Source organism: Amycolatopsis sp. N2S4-7, assembly GCF_058119595.1.
Genome location: NZ_CP172299.1, coordinates 3,291,408 through 3,308,095, shown reverse-complemented (window position 1 = coordinate 3,308,095; position 16,688 = coordinate 3,291,408). Strand labels below are relative to the sequence as shown.

Sequence of the window (16,688 nt, the reverse complement as noted above, 5' to 3'; positions counted from 1 at the left end):
GATCAGTGCTGGATGCCCTCGGCCGCGGCCGCCGCGGCGCCGACGATCCCGGCGTTGTTCTGCAGCGTCGCGACCAGCACGGGAGTGCGGATGTCCAGCAGCGGCACCCATTTCTCGGCCTTCTTGCTGACCCCGCCGCCGACGATGAACAGGTCCGGCCAGATGAGGTTCTCCAGCACGGTCAGGTAACGGTGCACGCGCTTGGCCCATTCGGGGTAGGACAGGCCCTCGTTGTCCTTCACCGAAGCGGCCGCGCGCTTCTCGGCGTCGTGGCCGTCGATCTCCAGGTGGCCGAACTCGGTGTTCGGGACGAGCTTGCCGTCCTGGAACACCGCGCTGCCGATGCCGGTGCCGAAGGTGAGCAGCGCGGTCACGCCCTTGCGCGCGACCGGGTCGCCGAAGCGGATCTCGGCCATGCCCGCCGCGTCGGCGTCGTTGAGCATCGCGATCTGGTCGACGCCGCGGCCGAGCCGCTTGGCGAACAGCGCGTCGGCGTCGGTGCCGATCCACTGCTTGTCGATGTTCGCCGCGGTGTGCGCGACGCCCTTCTTCACGACCGCCGGGAGCGTCACGCCGACCGGGCCGTCCCAGCCCGCCTGCGTCACGATGTCGTGCACGACGTCGGCCACCGCCGACGGGGTGGACGGCTTCGGCGTTTCGATCCGGATCCGGTCGCCGATGAGCTGTCCCTTGTCCAGGTCGACCAAGGCGCCCTTGATCCCGCTGCCGCCGATGTCGATGCCGAAACCTCGGCGGGTCGCCTCCACCACGGACGTGGTCCCTTCTCGCACGATTCAGAAGCCTGCCTCGGAGACTTTAACCGGATGTGGTGACATGTCGGACGTGGGAGTTGACGAGTCGTTGCTGAAAAGCGTCGCGGTGCAGGTCGCGACGGACGCCGCCGGGCTGGTCCGCGAGGCCTGGGAGGGCATGGCCGCCGGCCGTTCCGTCGCGGTCGGGACCAAGTCCGGGGACACCGACGTGGTGACCGCGGTCGACCACGAGTCCGAACGGCTCGTGCGGGACCGGCTGGCCGCGCTGCGGCCGGGGGAGCCGGTGCTCGGCGAGGAAGGCGGCGGTGCCGCGGGCGACGGCGTCACGTGGGTGGTCGACCCGATCGACGGGACGGTCAACTTCCTCTACGGCCTGCCGTGGTTCGCGGTGTCGGTGGCGGCCCAGGTCGGTGGGGTGTCGGTGGCCGGCGCGGTGGTGGAGCCGGCGAGCGGCCGGGTCTGGTCCGCGGCTCGCGGGCAGGGCGCGTACCTGGACGACAGGCGGCTGGCGGTGTCGGCGCCCGAGCGGCTGGAGCTGACGCTGGTCGGTACCGGTTTCGCGTACTCACCGGAGCGGCGGACGCGCCAGTCGCGCTTCGCGGCGGAGCTGCTGGGCCGGGTCCGCGACATCCGCCGCAACGGAGCGGCGTCCCTGGACCTGTGCGCGGTGGCGGCGGGCTGGCTGGACGGCTACGTGGAGCACGGCCTCCACCGCTGGGACTGGGCGGCGGGAGCCCTGATCGCGGCCGAGGCGGGCGCGGAGGTGCTCCTGCCGGGCTCGGCCCCGGACTTGGGGACGGACGCGACGTACGCGGCGGCGCCTTCGATCGCGGAGCCGTTGCGGGAGGTTTTGGGGGACTGCGGGGCCGCGGAGGTCTGAGGTTCCCGGTGACCGGGAATGGGCGGCTTGCGTGCCGGGAGGGTCGGTTCGCGTGCCTGGGCGGACGACTCGCGTGCCTGGATGGACGACTCGCGTGCCTGGCCGGACGACTCGCGTACCTGGGCGGACGACTCGCGTATCTGGAGGGTCGGCTCGCGGGTCAGCGGATGCCGCTTAGCGCGGGCCGCTCAGCACTCCACGTCGCGGGCCGAGGCCAGCAGGGTCTGGTCGATGACCGGGGCCTTCGCTCCCGCCGACTGCTCGTTGCTGCCGCCGCCCTGGTGGGCCTTGGACCAGTCGGCGAGCTGGGTCAGGATCTGGCGGGCTTCCGCGCGGGGCCGCAGGTCGCCGAACAGCGTGCCGGTCACCAGGTCGACGCTCGCGTCCTTGCGGTTGTCCTGGACCAGCTCGGCGCACGGGACCACCAGGCTGAGCGTCCGGGCGGCGGTGAAGCCGTTCTCGCCGAAGCGGATCTGGCCGCGGCACTTGGCCTCGCGGCCCTCGTAGGCGGGGTCGTTGGCCGGTTCGCCGGCGCCCGTGAAGCCGAGCTCCTTCAGCGACGTGGTGGCGATGCCGCCCTGGCCGCGGGTGCTCGACGCGTTGAGGACCTTCACCGCGACCTTGTCGGGCGGCACCGGAGCGCGGTTGTCGAGGGCGCCGTGCGGGAGGGTGCTGAACGTGACACCCGGTGGCGGGCTGGGGGGCGGGTCGCAGCGGACGGCCTCGTCGACGTCGCCCTTGCCGATGGCCGCGTTCACCCAGACGATGATCGCGCCGAGGGCGAGCACGCCGATGACGATCAGCGCCGGCAGCGGCTTGTGCTTGCGATACGGCCGCGCCCCACGGTCCCCGATGCCGTTCCCCGACGCCACCCGTCCGTCCCTTCCCGAGCACCGAAACTCCGCCGGTGCGCACGCCACCGTCGTGGCCGATCAGCCTAGGCGCTGCGGCCGGCGTGCACCGTTCCGGGTCACCCCGCCGGTTTCCGTGCCCTGCCTGCGGTACCGGGCCTTGGCCCGGCACCGATCCCCGTCCGGTGATCGCACCACGGCGGAGCCGGCCGGGGCAAGCGGACACCGGCCCGGCGTGAAGTTCTCCACCCGGGGGCAACCCGAACGGACGACGACACGTCTTACCTGCGGGTTCCCCCTGTCGGGTGACGATTCCCCGGCAATGTCTGACTCGTTGCAGAACCCGCAGAGCGGTGAGCTACCCTTCCCGGGCTCCGGCCGCAGGAAGAGGCGCGAAAAGAAGAGACCTCGGTCACTTCGGCCGTCGGGCACAAACGAGGGCCCTGGAACGTTGACCAGCGGCACGGCGGACTCACGGGCGCACCCGGGGGTCCGGGAAAACGACTACACAAGCTGATCGCAGGGGTGAGGGACACATGGCTACCGACTACGACGCTCCGCGCCGCAGCGAAGCCGACGAGCTGGCCGAAGACTCGTTGGAGGAGCTCAAGGCCCGGCGGAACGAGAACCAGTCCGGCGTCGTCGACGTCGACGAGGACGCGACCGCCGAGAACTTCGAGCTGCCGGGTGCCGACCTTTCCGGGCTTTCCGGTGAGGACATGACCGTGAAGGTGGTGCCGAAGCAGGCGGACGAATTCACCTGCTCCGTGTGCTTCCTGGTGCACCACCGCAGCCGGCTGGCCGAGGACAACGGCGGACGCCTGATCTGCCGCGACTGCGCCTGACGCGGCGGGGTTCTCGGACAGGGTTCAGGGGACGAACAGACGCGACGGAGAGCCTCGAGGACTCTGCTCGACAGGCAGTGTTCGAAAGCAGTGAGGGGGAGGCTCGAAGCGCGCTGGGGACAAGGGGGCCGGCCGGCAGGCCGGCCCCCTTCCCATGTCCAGGGTCAGGCGTTCCGGATCAGCTCGGCGACCCGCTCGGGGTGCCGGGTGCTGAACAGCCAGTACGGCGTCGGGTCGGCCGCGTCGGTGAGCCGGACCCGCACGACCGGGCCGACCCAGCCGCGGTGCAGCACGTACGCGGCGGGGTCGCCGTCGCGGCCGAGGGCCTTGCGCTTGGCGTCCTTGTCGAAGATCTCCACCTCGCCGGCGTAGCGCAGCGGCAGGTGCGCGTCGCCGACCCAGAGTTCCGGCTCGTCACCGCCGGTGACGCGGATCTTCGACCGGCCCAGCGACAGCAGCAGCGCCACGACGACCGGCAGCGCGATCACGTACGGCAGCCACGCCCGGACCCCCGGGTACCCGAGGTCGATCTCGGCGGCCAGCAGGACCGCGCCCAGCACCGGCAGCGGCCAGCCCCACCACGGGACGTAGAGCCGCTCGGAGTGCCGGACCGCGGCACTCGCGGCCGTCTTCGCAGATTCACCCACGGGTAGAGAGTAATCTCGCCGCCCGTGTCCAGCGTTCAGGTACTCCTCTCCCGGCTCGATCCGGATGTCCCCCTGCCCGCCTACGCCCGACCGGGCGACGCGGGCGCCGATCTCGTCACCACCTCGGATATCGTGCTCGAACCCGGGGAACGCGGCGTGGTCGGCACCGGCGTCGCGATCGCGCTCCCGCCCGGGTACGCGGGGTTCGTCCACCCGCGGTCGGGCCTGGCCGCCCGGGTCGGCCTCTCCGTGGTGAACACCCCGGGCACGATCGACGCGGGCTACCGCGGGGAGATCAAGGTCTGCCTGATCAACCACGACCCGGTGCACCCGGTGAAGCTCACGCGCGGCGACCGCATCGCCCAGCTGGTCGTGCAGCGGGTCGAGCACGCCGAGTTCGTCGAGGTCGCCGAGCTCGACGCCACCGAACGGGGCGACGGCGGCTACGGCTCCACGGGTGGACACGCCACACTGGGAGCACCAGCGCCCGGAGCGGGCGCCGGCGCGGGGGAAGGAACGGAGAAGTAGTGGGGATTTTCGGACGCAAGCGGCGGACCGAGGGCGAGTCCGCCGGACGGCACGCCGCGCCCGAGGCCGACGACACGATCGAGGACGCGTACGACGACGAGGAAGAGGAGCTTTCGGACGTTTCCGACGGCCCCTTCGACGTCGCGGACTTCGAGGACGACGGCGTCCCGCGGATCGACCTCGGCTCGGTGAAGGTGCCGGTGCCCGACGGTTCCCAGGTCCAGGTGGAGATGGACCCGGAGACCGCGGGCGTGCGGGCCGTGCACGTCGTCACCGAGCAGGGCCAGATCACGGTCAGCGCGTACGCCGCGCCGCGCTCGGGCGGGCTGTGGCGCGAGGTCAGCGCCGAGCTGGCCGAGCAGCTGCGGGCCGACGGCGCCAAGGTCAACATCGGCCGCGGCAAGTGGGGCCTGGAGATCTCGGCCATCGTCGGTGACGTCGCCCTGCGCTTCGTCGGCGTCGACCGGCCGCGCTGGATGCTGCGCGGCGTCATCGCCGGGCCGCAGTCGGAGGCCGCGCCGGCCGTCGAGGTGCTGCGGGAGATCGTGCGGCGCACGATCGTCGACCGCGGTGACGCGCCGATGCCGGTCCGGACCCCGCTGACCATCACGCTGCCCGAGGCGGTCGCCGAGCACATCGCCGCCCAGCAGCAACAGGGCTGACCGTTTTGTCCGTGAAGGCCGTCTCGGGAACTCCCGAGACGGCCTTCACGGCGTTTTCCGGGCCTTCAGGAACGCCAGGACGGTCGCCCGGCCCAGCGACTCGCGGTCGGCGCCCAGCGCCGTGAGCGTCGTCTCGCCCAGGGCGCCGCGGGGGAGCGCGCCGGCCCACTCCGACGCGACTTTCGTCGGGTGTATCGGGTCGTCCGTGCACGTGCCGATGCCCGCCGGGACGTCCAGCGCCGCCAGTTCGTCGAGTGTCGGCGCCGGGCGGCCCGCCGCGACGCGCAGCCCGGCCGCCAGCCCGTCGCCGTGGCGGCGCCACGCCCGGTCCAGTTCCGCCCGCAGCCACTCCGGGCTGCCCGCGGTCTGCGCCAGCGCGGTGTCGACCCCGGAACCGGCCACCAGATCCGCCGACAGCGTCGCGGCCAGGGATGCGGGTGCCGAGCCCGGGACGCCGTTCCAGGCCGGGAGCGCGGCCAGCAGGCCCCCGCAACGGCCCGGGTGGCGCACCGCCCACTCCGCGGCCAGGTGGGCGCCGAACGAAATGCCGCCTACGAGCAGTTCGCCGTGTTCGTCCGCCAGCGCGTCCAGGATCTCGAGGTAACCCTCGGCGACCGCCGCGCCCGGGGGCGGCGGTGGCGCGATGAGCGGGACACCGAGGGCGCGCAGCGGGCCGGCGAAGACGGCGCGGACGAACACCTCGTCCGAGCCGGTGCCGGGCAGCAGCACCGCGGCGGGAACTCTGATTGCGGACGTCACGTTGCGATCTTTGCGCAAAGGCGTTTCCCTGGCGGGGACCGCAGTACGCTGGAATTCGCACGGGCCGCAAGCACCACGTCGGGGGCCCCGGAGCACAGGAGCACCTATGTCCGCCAAAGACGGCGGCTACTTCAGCCGGTTGGTACGCAAGCTGACCAGCGACGTCGAGGATCTCGACGCCGACGAGATGTCGATGAGGTCGGGCGCCGAAGGGGCGCAGCGGGCCTGTGACTGCCGCTCCGGCGAAGAGGTCACCGTGATGGGGAGACTCCGCAGCGTGGAGCTCTGCCCGACCAACGAGGCCGCCACGCTGGAGGCCGAGCTGTTCGACGGGACACAGGGCGTGACGCTAATCTGGCTCGGCCGCCGCCGGATCCCGGGCATCGAGCCTGGCCGGACGATCAAGGTGCGCGGCCGGATGGCCGAGCGTGACGGCCAGAAGGTGCTGTACAACCCCTATTACGAGCTCCAGAGCCCAGTGAGTTGATCACCCATCGTGACTGAACCCGCCCCGAGCGAGAAGAAGACCGACGAGCCGCAGCCGACCCTGCTGGAGCAGATGGGCGGCGTGTCCGGCCTGATCTACTCCTCGCTGCCGGTGATCGTGTTCGTCCTGGCGAACTCCTTCTTCGGCCTGACCGCGGCCATCTGGACCTCGGTCGGCAGCGCGGTGGCCATCACCGTGCTGCGGGTCGTCCGCAAGGAGCCGCTGCAGCCGGCGATCTCCGGGTTCTTCGGGGTCGCCATCGCGGCGTTCATCGCCTACCGCACCGGCTCCGCGAAGGGGTTCTTCCTCTTCGGGATCTACGCGAGCCTGATCTACTGCGGCGTCTTCGTGCTGTCGGTGGTGGTGCGCTGGCCGATCGCGGGCGTCGTCTGGAACATGCTCAACGGCACCGGCCAGGCGTGGCGCAAGGACAAGCCGTCCCGCTACGGCTACGACGTCGCCACGCTGGCGATGGCGGCGATCTTCGCGGCCCGGTTCGTGGTGCAGCGGTGGCTCTACCAGGAGGACTACACCGGCTGGCTGGCCTTCGCGAAGATCGCCATGGGCTACCCGCTGTACGCGCTGGGCCTGCTGGTCGTGGTGTGGGCGGTCCGCCGCTCCGACAAGCGGCTGAAGGCCATGGCCGAGGACGAGCCGAAGCCGGAGACCGACGCGGAGGTCGAAGCCCGGCTGCGCGAGAAGTACGCGGCGCCCGAGGCCTGACCGCCCGGCTCGGCCGGAACTCGCGAGATGCCCCTTCGATCACGCGAGGTACGGACTCCACGAGGAAGGCCCCCGACGAGACCGTCGGGGGCCTTCCTCATGGCCGGTTCAGTACCCCAGCGCCGTCCGGATCTCCGGTTCGACGTCCGCCGTCGCGACGAACAGGAGCTCGTCGCCCGGCTCCAACGGGTCCTCCGGCTGCGGCACGATCACGCGGTCGCCGCGCAGGATGGTCACCAGAGCCGCGTCGCGGGGGAGGGACAGGTCGCTCACCGGCTTGCCGGCCAGCGGGGTCTCCGCCGGCAGCGTCAGCTCGACGAGGTTCGCGTTGCTCTGCCGGAACGTCATCAGCCGCACCAGGTCGCCGACGCTGACCGCCTCCTCGACCATCGCCGCGAGCATCCGCGGCGTCGATACGGCGACGTCGACGCCCCAGGCGTCGGTGAACAGCCACTCGTTGGCCGGGTTGTTCACCCGCGCCACCACGCGCCGGACCGCGAACTCCGTCTTCGCCAGCAGTGATACGACGAGGTTCGCCTTGTCGTCGCCGGTCGCGGCGATCACGACGTCGCACTGCTCGATCCCGGACTCCTCCAGGATCGACACCTCGCACGCGTCGCCGAGCACCCAGTCGGCCTGCTCGACCGTGTGCGGCTCGAACTGGTCGGCCTCCCGCTCGATGAGCATCACCTGGTGGCGGCCGTCGATCAGCTCGGCGGCGATGGAACGGCCGACGGCACCCGCCCCGGCAATCGCGACCCGCATCAGTTCTCGTCCTCCGGTTCGCGCTGCGCCACGCTCGTGACGTCACTGACCGTGCCCGAACGCGCGGCCACCCACACGACGTCGTCGGCCTGCACCATCGTCTTGCCGTCCGGCAGCACCGGCGTGCCGAAGCGCATGATGAACGCCACCCGCGCGCCGGTCGCCTCCTGGAGGGACCGGACGGAGTGCCCGACCCAGCCCTCGTGCAGCGGCAGCTGCAGCAGCGCGACGTTGCCCGACGGGTCCCGCCACGCCGACGCGACGCCGTCCGGCAGGAGGCTCCGCAGGAACCGGTCGGTGGTCCACGGCACGGTCGCGACGGTCGGGATGCCCAGCCGCTCGTACACGGCCGCGCGCTTGTGGTCGTAGATCCGCGCGACGACGTGCTCGATGCCGAAGTTCTCCCGCGCGACCCGCGCCGAAATGATGTTCGAGTTGTCGCCGCTGGACACCGCGGCGAACGCGCCGGCCCGCTCGATGCCCGCCGCGATCAGCACCTGGCGGTCGAACCCGACCCCCACGACCTGCTGGCCGTGGAAGTCGCTCCCCAGCCGGCGGAAGGCCTGCTGGTTCTTGTCGATGACGGCCACGTCGTGGCCGAGCCGCTCCAGCGCAGCGGCCAGAGACGCGCCTACCCGGCCGCATCCCATGATCACCACGTGCACGCCCTGCCTCCTCTTCGGCGGGTTCACCCGTCCGTACCTACCCCGACATGCCAGCGCCGAACCTACCGTGCGCCCCTGCCGTTAGGCTTCCGTGGTGTCGAAGTTCCCGACCGTGCTGAAACGCCTGGTCCTCGGACGTCCGTTCCGCAGTGACAGGCTCGCTCACACGCTCCTGCCCAAGCGCATCGCGCTGCCGATCTTCGCGTCGGACGCGCTGTCGAGCGTGGCCTACGCCCCGGAAGAAATCTTCCTGACCCTGAGCGTCGCGGGCCTCTCCGCGTACGCCCTGGCGCCGTGGATCGGCATCGCGGTGGCGCTGGTCATGCTCGTCGTCGTCGCGTCCTACCGCCAGAACGTGCACGCGTACCCGAGCGGCGGCGGCGACTACGAGGTCGCCAACACGAACCTGGGCGGCAAGTTCGGGCTGACCGTGGCGAGCGCGCTGCTCGTCGACTACGTGCTCACCGTCGCAGTGTCCACTTCGTCCGGTGTGGCCAACATCGGGTCGGCCGTGCCGTGGGTCGCGCAGCACAAGGTGCTGGCTTCGATCGTCATCGTCGTCGTGCTGACGTCGCTCAACCTCCGCGGCATCCGCGAGTCGGGCAAGGCCTTCGCGATCCCGACCTACGGGTTCATCCTGGGCATCCTGGTGATGGTCGTGTGGGGGCTGGTCCAGGCGGCCACCGGCACCGAGATGAAGGCCGAGAGCGCCGGGTTCACGCTGAGCTCCGAGGGCACCTTCGCGGGGATGGCGTACGCGTTCCTCGTGCTGAGAGCGTTTTCGTCGGGGGCCGCGGCGCTGACCGGGGTCGAGGCGATCAGCAACGGCGTCCCGGCGTTCCAGAAGCCCAAGTCGAAGAACGCGGCGACGACGCTGCTGATGATGGGCCTGCTCGCGGTGACCATGCTGGTCGGCATCATCACCCTGGCCTCGATCACCGACGTCAAGTTCGCCGAGGACCCGGCCGAGCAGCTCGCCGGCGCGCCCGCCGGCTACGAGCAGAAGACGATCGTCGCGCAGATCGCGCACGCGGTGTTCGCCGACTTCCCGCCGGCGTTCTACTACATCTCCTTCTCCACCGGCATCATCCTGCTGCTGGCCGCCAACACCGCGTTCAACGGCTTCCCCGTGCTGGGCTCGATCCTGGCGCAGGACCGCTACCTGCCGCGGCAGCTGCACACCCGCGGCGACCGGCTGGCGTTCTCCAACGGCATCCTGTTCCTCGCGGCCTTCGCGCTGGTGCTGATCATCGCCTTCGACGCCGAGGTCACCCGGCTCATCCAGCTCTACATCGTCGGCGTGTTCGTGTCCTTCACGGTGAGCCAGGCCGGCATGATCCGGCACTGGAACCGGCTGCTGGCCCGGGAAACCGATCCCGCCAAGCGGCGGCGGATGCGCCGCTCGCAGACGGTCAACGCGGTGGGCCTGACCATGACCGGCGTGGTGCTGGTGATCGTGCTGATCACGAAGTTCCTGCTCGGCGCGTGGATCGCGATCGCGGCGATGGTGGCGATCTTCGTGCTCATGACGGCGATCCGGAAGCACTACGACCGCGTCGCCGAGGAGCTCAAGGACCTCGGCGACACCCCGACCGTGCTGCCGTCGCGCAACCACGCGATCGTGCTGGTGTCCAAACTGCACCGGCCGACGCTGCGGGCGCTGGCCTACGCCAAGGCGATGCGCCCGGACGTCCTCGAAGCCGTCACGGTCAACGTGGACGACGCGGACACCCGGCGGCTGACGCAGGAGTGGGACGCGCACAACTTCAAGGTGCCGCTGAAGGTCGTCGAATCGCCCTACCGCGAGATCACGAAACCGGTCCTCGACTACGTGAAGCGCGTGCGTGGTGACAACCCGCGCAACGTGGTCACCGTGTTCATCCCGGAGTACGTGGTCGGTCACTGGTGGGAGCAGGTGCTGCACAACCAGAGCGCGCTGCGGCTCAAGGGCCGCCTGCTGTTCCAGCCGGGCGTCATGGTGACGAGCGTGCCGTGGCAGCTGGAGTCGTCGGCCAAGGCGGCCGCGCGCGTCCGGAACGAATGGCCGGCCGCCGGTGACGTCCGGCGCGGGTTCTCGCCCGGCGGGAACCGGCCCGACGTCCGCGCGGCGAAACCCAAGGAGCCCGCCGAATGACCAGCTGGCTGGGCCGGGTCCTCGAGGTGGAGGTCGGCGCGGTGGCGCACGGCGGCCACTGCGTGGCGCGCGCCGAAGGGCGGGTCGTGTTCGTCCGCCACGCACTGCCGGGCGAGCAGGTCCGGGTGGAGGTCACCGAGGACAACGGCGGCTCGTTCTGCCGCGGCGACGCCGTCGAGGTGCTTTCGCCGTCGCCCCACCGGGTTCCGCCGCCCTGCCCGCTCGCGGTGCCCGGCGGCTGCGGCGGCTGCGACTGGCAGCACGCCGATCCGGACTACCAGCGCACGTTGAAGGCGGCAGTGGTCGCGGAGCAGCTTCAGCGGCTGGCCGGGATCGAGCGCGAGGTTGTCGTCGAAGCCCTCGAGGGCGGGCCCCTCGACTGGCGCAGCCGCGTCCGGCTCGTCGCCGGGCAGGACGGGCGGGCCGGGCTGCGCGCCCACCACAGCCACCGGGTGGTGCCGCTGGACGACTGCCCGATCGCGGTCCCCGGCGCGCTCGACGACGTTCTGGCGCGGCGCTGGCGGCCGGGCAGCGAGATCGAGGTCACCAAGGACGGCGACGGCGGGGTGCACGTGCGGGAGCTGTCGACGGTCCGCGGCAAGGTCCGCGCCCGGCAGCTGGCGGGCGGGCTGGCGGTCCAGCACGCGGCGGGCCGCGACTGGCGCCTCGACGCGCACGGCTTCTGGCAGGTCCACCCGGCGGCGGCGCCGACACTGGCCGCGGTCGTGGCGGAGTGGGCGGAGGCGCCCGCGGGCGGTTCGGCCTGGGACCTCTACGCCGGGGTCGGGCTGTTCGCGTCGGTGCTGGCTTCGCAGGTCGGCTCGTCCGGCCGGGTGCTGGCGGTGGAGTCCGGCCGGCGGGCGGTCGCCGACGGCGAGCGGAACCTGGCGGACCTGCCGCAGGTGGCGTGGCAGGCCGGGCGGGTGGAGCACGTGCTGGCGTCGGCGCCCAAGCCGGTCGACGTCGTGGTGCTGGACCCGCCGCGCAAGGGAGCGGGGCGCCCGGTGGTGGAGTCCATCGTGGCCGGCGCCCCGGACCGGATCGTGTACGTGGCCTGCGACCCGGCGGCGCTGGCCCGCGACCTGGCGATCTTCGCTTCGCACGGGTACGGGCTGACCGACCTGCGGGCGTTCGACGCCTTCCCGATGACGCACCACGTGGAGTGCGTGGCGCTGCTGTCCTGATCGCGGTTCGCAAAACTGTCGGTGGTGGCGGTCACACTGGCTGTCATGACCCCTCTCGACGACTTCGATCTCGCGGCCTCGACGGTGACCGGCCTGGTCGCCGCGATCGAGCCTGAGCAGTGGACCCTCCCGACGGCGTGCGCGGACTGGGACGTCCGCGCGGTGGTGAACCACCTGGCCCACGGCAACGCGAAGGTGGCGTTCTGGGCGGGTTCGGGCCCACCGGCGGCGGAGGGCGACCACCTGGGGCCGTCGCCCGCGGAGGCGTTCGCCGCTTCGGCGGCGGCGGCCCGTGCGGTGCTGAGCGCGCCCGGGCTGTTCACGCGGACGGTGACGACGCCGCTGGGGGAGATGCCAGGGGTGTTCCTGGTGCACATGCGCGTGAACGAGTACCTGGTGCACGGCTGGGACCTCGCGGACGCGACCGGCGGGTCGACGGATCTGCTGCCGGAGCTGGCGGAGAGCGCACTGGCCCAGTGGCGATCGCGGTTCGGAGCGACTCCGCGGCAGCCGGGCGGGCCGTTCGCGCCGGAGGTGGAGCCACCGGCGGGTGCGACCGCGGCGGACCGGCTGGCGGCGTTTCTGGGGCGGAAGGGGGTGGGTGGCTGAGGAGGTCAGGGCTGGGGGCTGCGGGTGGTGGGTCGGCGAGGTGACCGGGCCTGGTCTTCAGCTTGCCCGGCGTACCGCGAAAGCCGCCGCCAAGCCTGTCGCCGTCATCGCCACTCCCGATACCAGCAGCACCCACGATCCCGCTCCCGGCACGATCCTCGCCGCCGGTTGGAAGCGGGCCACGCCCGGGAGCGTCACCACCAAATGGCGCAGCACCACCCCCGTCACCACCAGCCCCGGGAGGCAGGCCATCGCCAGGGGCTCGTCCTCGCGGCGGGCGAAGGTCAGGTACACCAACGTCACCGCGGCCAGCACCGCCGCCGCGCAGACCAGGCGCAAGCCCAGGTCCAGTTCCGGGTCGGGCGTGCCCGGCGGCAGCACTCCCGGGTACTCGGCCGTGCGCAGCGTCAGCCCGGCGATCACCCCGAAGCCGGCCGCCCCCACCAGCGCCGCGCGCGGCCCGCGCCAAGCTCGCTGCCTCACGCCACGCAGCATAAAACGCGCCAGGCGGCTTGCCGATCCCGTTTTCCGCGCTCGGCCGTTCGGTGGATCCCGAACGGGGGACTCAGCCGGCGAACCAGCGCTGCGGTGCCGGGCGCAGGTTCTGGTAGATGTGCTTGACCTCGGTGTACTCGGCCAGCCCCGTCGGGCCCAGCTCGCGGCCGAACCCGGACTGCTTGTAGCCGCCCCACTCGGCCTGCGGCAGGTACGGGTGGAAGTCGTTGATCCAGATCGTGCCGTGCCGCAGCCGCCCGGCCACCCGCTGCGCCCGCGACGCGTCCTGCGTGAACACCGCGCCGGCCAGACCGTAGTGGGTGTCGTTGGCGATGCGGACCGCGTCGTCCTCGTCGGTGAACGTCTCGACCGTCAGGACCGGCCCGAACGACTCGTCGACGACCGCCGACGAGCCCTGTTCCACCTGGTCCAGGATGGTCGGCAGGTAGTAGAAGCCGTCGGCCAGCGAGGGGTCGCCGGGGCGCCGGCCGCCCGTTCGCAGCACCGCGCCCTCGGCCAGCGCGGCCGCCACGTACTTCTCGATCTTCGCCAGGTGCGCGGCCGAGATCAGCGGCCCCGTCTCCGCCTGCGGGTCGAACGGCCCGCCCAGGCGGATCCGCTCGGCGCGGCGCACCAGCTCGTCGACGAACTCGTCGTGCCACTCGCGCTGCACGATCAGCCGCGCGCCCGCCGAGCACACCTGGCCGGAGTGCAGGAAGACCGCCGTCAGCGCGTAGTCGACCGCGGTCTCGAAGTCGGCGTCGGCGAAGACCACGTTCGGGTTCTTCCCGCCCAGCTCGAGGGCCACTTTCTTGACCGTCCCGGCGGCGGCCGCGGCGATCACCTTGCCGGTCTCCAGCCCGCCGGTGAACGACACCAGGTCGACGTCCGGGTGGGACGCCAGCGGCGCGCCGGCCTGGGCGCCCGCGCCCAGCACGAGGTTGCCGGCGCCCGCGGGCAGGCCCGCCTCGGTGAGCAGCTTGAGGAACAGGATCGCCGTGTGCGGGGTCAGCTCGCTGGGCTTGAGGACGAACGTGTTGCCCGCGGCCAGCGCCGGCGCGATCTTCCACACGGTCTGCAGCAGCGGGTAGTTCCACGGCGTGATCAGCCCGCAGACGCCGACCGGCTCGTGCACGATCCGGCTGAACGCGTCCGGGTTGCCGGTGTCGACGACGCGCCCGGCGTCCTGTGCCGCCAGCTTGCCGAAGTAGCGCAGGCAGGCGGCGATGTCGGCCATGTCGTACCGGCTCTCGACCAGGCGTTTGCCGGTGTCGAGCGACTCGGCGCGGGCGAAGGCCTCCGCGTCGCGGTCCAGCAGGTCCGCGGTGCGCAGCAGCAGGTCGCCGCGCAGGTGGGCGGGCGTGCCGGGCCACGGCCCGGTGTCGAACGCCCGGCGCGCCGCCGCGATGGCCGCTTCGGTGTCCTTGCCGGTGCCCTCGGCGACCGTCGCGACCAGGGAACCGTCGGCCGGGCAGCGGATCTCCCGGCGGCCCCCGCCGATCGCGTCCACCCATTCGCCGCCGATGAAGAAGTCCGCCATGAAACCATTCTTCACGGCCACGCCGTGTGACCGCCACAGCGACGCGGGGAGACGAGGTTCACCCCGCGTGATGACCGCTGATCGCGCTCCGCCTGTGACGCCGGACGCGGCAGGCGGAACTGTCCTGGCGGGTCTCCGTAGACTGGCCGGAACTGGAGCACGTCGACGAGTGAGGTGGAGACGAGTGACGATGCTGGAGTCCCTGAGCGGACCGGCGGACCTGAAGCGCTTGAGTGTCGAGGACCTCGGCGAGCTGGCCGCCGAGATCCGGGACTTCCTCGTCGACAAGGTCCGCCGGGCCGGCGGGCACCTGGGGCCGAACCTCGGCGTCGTCGAGCTGACGCTCGCGCTGCACCGCGTGTTCGACTCGCCCCGCGACGCGATCGTCTGGGACGTCGGCCACCAGGCGTACGTCCACAAGATCGTCACCGGCCGCGCCGACGGGTTCGACCTGCTGCGCCAGACCGGCGGGGTCACCGGCTACCCCTCGCGTGCGGAGAGTGAGCACGACTGGGTGGAGAGCAGCCACGCCTCGGCCGGCCTGTCCTATGTGGACGGCCTGGCGAAGGCGTTCGAGCTGGGCGGCGGCGGGCGGCACGCGATCGCGGTCGTCGGCGACGGCGCGCTCACCGGCGGCATGTGCTGGGAGGCGCTCAACAACATCGCCGCGCACCGGGAGCGCCCGGTCGTCATCGTGATCAACGACAACGGCCGCTCCTACTCGCCGACCATCGGCGGCCTGGCCGATCACCTCGCCGCTTTGCGCCTGCAGCCCGGCTACGAGCGCCTGCTCGACGGCGGCCGCGAGATCCTCAAGCACACCCCGGTCGTCGGCAGGCCGATCTACGCCGCGCTGCACGCCGCAAAGGCCGGCCTCAAGGACGCGCTGAGCCCGCAGGCGATGTTCTCCGACCTGGGCCTGAAGTACCTCGGCCCGGTCGACGGCCACGACCTCGTCGCGCTCGAGAAGGCGTTCCACAGCGCGAAGACCTTCGGCGGCGCGGTGATCGTGCACGTGGTGACCGAGAAGGGGCACGGCTACGCGCCCGCGGTCAACAACGAGCACGACCAGATGCACCAGACCGACCCGATCGACCCGGAGACCGGCCTGCCGCCGGTGAAGGGCCCGAGCTGGACCGGCGTGTTCGGCGACGAGCTGGCTCGAATCGGCGCCGAGCGCGAGGACGTCGTCGCGATCACCGCGGCGATGCTGCGTTCGACCGGCCTGGACAAGTTCGCCGAGGCGTTCCCGGACCGCTGGTACGACGTCGGGATCGCCGAGCAGCACGCGGTCACCTCGGCCGCGGGGCTCGCGATGGGCGGCCTGCACCCGGTGGTGGCGATCTACTCGACGTTCTTGAACCGGGCGTTCGACCAGGTGCTGATGGATGTCGCGCTGCACCGCCAGCCGGTGACGCTGGTGCTCGACCGGGCCGGGATCACCGGGCCGGACGGGCCGAGCCACCACGGCATGTGGGATCTGTCGCTGCTCGGCATGGTGCCGGGGATGCGGGTGGCCGCGCCGCGCGACCCGGCGACGCTGCGCGAGGAGCTGCGTGAGGCCGTCGCGGTGTCCGACGGGCCGACCGCGCTGCGGTTCTCGAAGGGCAAGGTCGGCACGGACGTCACCGCTGTCGAGCGGATCGGCACGGTCGACGTGCTGCGCCGGCCGGTCGAAGGTGCCGACGTGCTGCTGGTGACGGTCGGCGCGTTCGCGACGCTGGGGCTGGCGGCCGCGGACCGGCTTGCCGATCAGGGGATCGGTGTGACGGTGGTCGACCCGCGGTGGGTGCTGCCTGTGCCGGCGGAGCTGGTGGCGCTGGCGTCGCAGCACAAGCTCGTCGTGACGGTTGAGGACAGTGGCCGTCATGGTGGTTTCGGGTCGGCGTTGGCGGCGATGTTCCGGGATGCCGAGTGCGATGTGCCGCTGCGGGATCTGGCTGTGCCTCAGTCGTTCCATGATCACGGGAGCCGGGACGAGGTTCTGGGGCGGATCGGGTTGACCGCTCAGGATGTGGCTCGGCGGGTTACTGAGTGGGCCTCTGGGCGGTTGGGATCGGACGAGCCCGTGAAGAAGGACGCCAATCGCAGCTGAATGCTGGGGGAAAAGACTGTCCTCGCCGGACGGCAGGCACTCGGAT

Annotated in this window: 18 protein-coding genes; 10 read left to right on the top strand and 8 right to left on the bottom strand. The window is 71.9% G+C overall.

Annotated features, from left to right (window positions below; all coding sequences use genetic code 11):
• Nucleotides 1-2: 2 nt before the first annotated feature.
• A complete protein-coding gene (gene ppgK, locus ACH54P_RS15395) occupies nt 3-770 on the bottom strand; it encodes a polyphosphate--glucose phosphotransferase (RefSeq protein ID WP_489916452.1) in 768 nt (255 codons plus the stop codon).
• A gap of 64 nt (nt 771-834) precedes the next feature.
• Here ppgK and ACH54P_RS15390 point away from each other — a divergent pair, with 64 nt between their 5' ends.
• Nucleotides 835-1,653, top strand: coding sequence for an inositol monophosphatase family protein (locus tag ACH54P_RS15390; protein WP_489913208.1), 819 nt, complete (start codon nt 835-837; stop codon nt 1,651-1,653).
• A gap of 188 nt (nt 1,654-1,841) precedes the next feature.
• Here ACH54P_RS15390 and cei read toward each other — a convergent pair whose 3' ends face one another.
• Complete coding sequence (gene cei / locus ACH54P_RS15385) at nt 1,842-2,525, bottom strand: envelope integrity protein Cei (protein WP_489913206.1); 684 nt, start codon at nt 2,523-2,525, stop codon at nt 1,842-1,844.
• A gap of 515 nt (nt 2,526-3,040) precedes the next feature.
• Between cei and ACH54P_RS15380 the strand changes: the two genes are divergently transcribed.
• Nucleotides 3,041-3,349, top strand: a complete 309-nt coding sequence (locus ACH54P_RS15380) for a DUF4193 domain-containing protein (protein ID WP_013224476.1) — start codon at nt 3,041-3,043, stop codon at nt 3,347-3,349.
• A gap of 164 nt (nt 3,350-3,513) precedes the next feature.
• Here ACH54P_RS15380 and ACH54P_RS15375 read toward each other — a convergent pair whose 3' ends face one another.
• Nucleotides 3,514-3,996, bottom strand: coding sequence for a DUF3093 domain-containing protein (locus ACH54P_RS15375; RefSeq protein WP_489913203.1), 483 nt, complete (start codon nt 3,994-3,996; stop codon nt 3,514-3,516).
• 24 nt (nt 3,997-4,020) lie between these two features.
• On the opposite strand from ACH54P_RS15375, the gene dut reads away from it, so the two are divergent.
• Nucleotides 4,021-4,524, top strand: a complete 504-nt coding sequence (gene dut, locus ACH54P_RS15370; RefSeq protein ID WP_489913201.1) for a dUTP diphosphatase — start codon at nt 4,021-4,023, stop codon at nt 4,522-4,524.
• The gene (locus ACH54P_RS15365) at nt 4,524-5,186 is read left to right on the top strand and encodes a DUF3710 domain-containing protein (protein WP_489913199.1); all 663 of its coding nucleotides are present in this window, start codon (nt 4,524-4,526) and stop codon (nt 5,184-5,186) included. Before dut ends, ACH54P_RS15365 begins: the two co-directional genes overlap by 1 nt.
• Nucleotides 5,187-5,231: 45 nt before the next feature.
• Here ACH54P_RS15365 and ACH54P_RS15360 read toward each other — a convergent pair whose 3' ends face one another.
• On the bottom strand, nt 5,232-5,915 hold the full coding sequence (locus ACH54P_RS15360; RefSeq protein ID WP_489916450.1) for an alpha/beta fold hydrolase: 684 nt from the start codon (nt 5,913-5,915) through the stop codon (nt 5,232-5,234).
• 136 nt (nt 5,916-6,051) lie between these two features.
• On the opposite strand from ACH54P_RS15360, the gene ACH54P_RS15355 reads away from it, so the two are divergent.
• Both ACH54P_RS15355 and ACH54P_RS15350 read left to right on the top strand, forming a co-directional pair.
• On the top strand, nt 6,052-6,432 hold the full coding sequence (locus ACH54P_RS15355; protein WP_003074944.1) for an OB-fold nucleic acid binding domain-containing protein: 381 nt from the start codon (nt 6,052-6,054) through the stop codon (nt 6,430-6,432).
• Nucleotides 6,433-6,441: 9 nt separating this feature from the next.
• Nucleotides 6,442-7,155 carry a DUF3159 domain-containing protein gene (locus tag ACH54P_RS15350; protein WP_489913197.1) on the top strand — a complete coding sequence of 238 codons (714 nt, stop codon included), beginning with the start codon at nt 6,442-6,444 and terminating at the stop codon, nt 7,153-7,155.
• A 108-nt stretch (nt 7,156-7,263) separates the two neighbouring features.
• On the opposite strand, the gene ACH54P_RS15345 is transcribed toward ACH54P_RS15350, so the two are convergent.
• Together ACH54P_RS15345 and ACH54P_RS15340 are read right to left on the bottom strand one after the other, a co-directional pair.
• Nucleotides 7,264-7,920: a potassium channel family protein gene (locus ACH54P_RS15345; protein ID WP_489913195.1), complete on the bottom strand. Its 657-nt coding sequence runs from the start codon at nt 7,918-7,920 to the stop codon at nt 7,264-7,266.
• Nucleotides 7,920-8,585 carry a potassium channel family protein gene (locus tag ACH54P_RS15340; protein WP_489913193.1) on the bottom strand — a complete coding sequence of 222 codons (666 nt, stop codon included), beginning with the start codon at nt 8,583-8,585 and terminating at the stop codon, nt 7,920-7,922. Before ACH54P_RS15340 ends, ACH54P_RS15345 begins: the two co-directional genes overlap by 1 nt.
• A 94-nt stretch (nt 8,586-8,679) precedes the next feature.
• On the opposite strand from ACH54P_RS15340, the gene ACH54P_RS15335 reads away from it, so the two are divergent.
• Genes ACH54P_RS15335 through ACH54P_RS15325 form a run of 3 tightly spaced genes read left to right on the top strand, consistent with a single transcriptional unit; the run spans nt 8,680 to nt 12,512 of the window.
• A complete protein-coding gene (locus tag ACH54P_RS15335) occupies nt 8,680-10,719 on the top strand; it encodes an APC family permease (RefSeq protein ID WP_489913191.1) in 2,040 nt (679 codons plus the stop codon).
• Nucleotides 10,716-11,903 (top strand): class I SAM-dependent RNA methyltransferase, encoded by a 1,188-nt coding sequence (locus ACH54P_RS15330; RefSeq protein ID WP_489913189.1) that lies wholly within the window; start codon nt 10,716-10,718, stop codon nt 11,901-11,903. The genes ACH54P_RS15335 and ACH54P_RS15330 overlap by 4 nt, the downstream gene beginning before the upstream one ends.
• Before the next feature lie 45 nt (nt 11,904-11,948).
• The gene (locus tag ACH54P_RS15325) at nt 11,949-12,512 is read left to right on the top strand and encodes a TIGR03086 family metal-binding protein (protein WP_489913187.1); all 564 of its coding nucleotides are present in this window, start codon (nt 11,949-11,951) and stop codon (nt 12,510-12,512) included.
• Nucleotides 12,513-12,569: 57 nt separating this feature from the next.
• Here the strand turns inward: ACH54P_RS15325 and ACH54P_RS15320 are convergent, their stop codons facing one another.
• Nucleotides 12,570-12,995, bottom strand: coding sequence for a hypothetical protein (locus ACH54P_RS15320; protein WP_489913186.1), 426 nt, complete (start codon nt 12,993-12,995; stop codon nt 12,570-12,572).
• Nucleotides 12,996-13,077: 82 nt separating this feature from the next.
• Nucleotides 13,078-14,547 (bottom strand): aldehyde dehydrogenase family protein, encoded by a 1,470-nt coding sequence (locus ACH54P_RS15315; RefSeq protein WP_489913184.1) that lies wholly within the window; start codon nt 14,545-14,547, stop codon nt 13,078-13,080.
• Between the two features lie 184 nt (nt 14,548-14,731).
• On the opposite strand from ACH54P_RS15315, the gene dxs reads away from it, so the two are divergent.
• On the top strand, nt 14,732-16,642 hold the full coding sequence (gene dxs, locus ACH54P_RS15310; RefSeq protein ID WP_489913182.1) for a 1-deoxy-D-xylulose-5-phosphate synthase: 1,911 nt from the start codon (nt 14,732-14,734) through the stop codon (nt 16,640-16,642).
• Nucleotides 16,643-16,688: the final 46 nt, after the last annotated feature.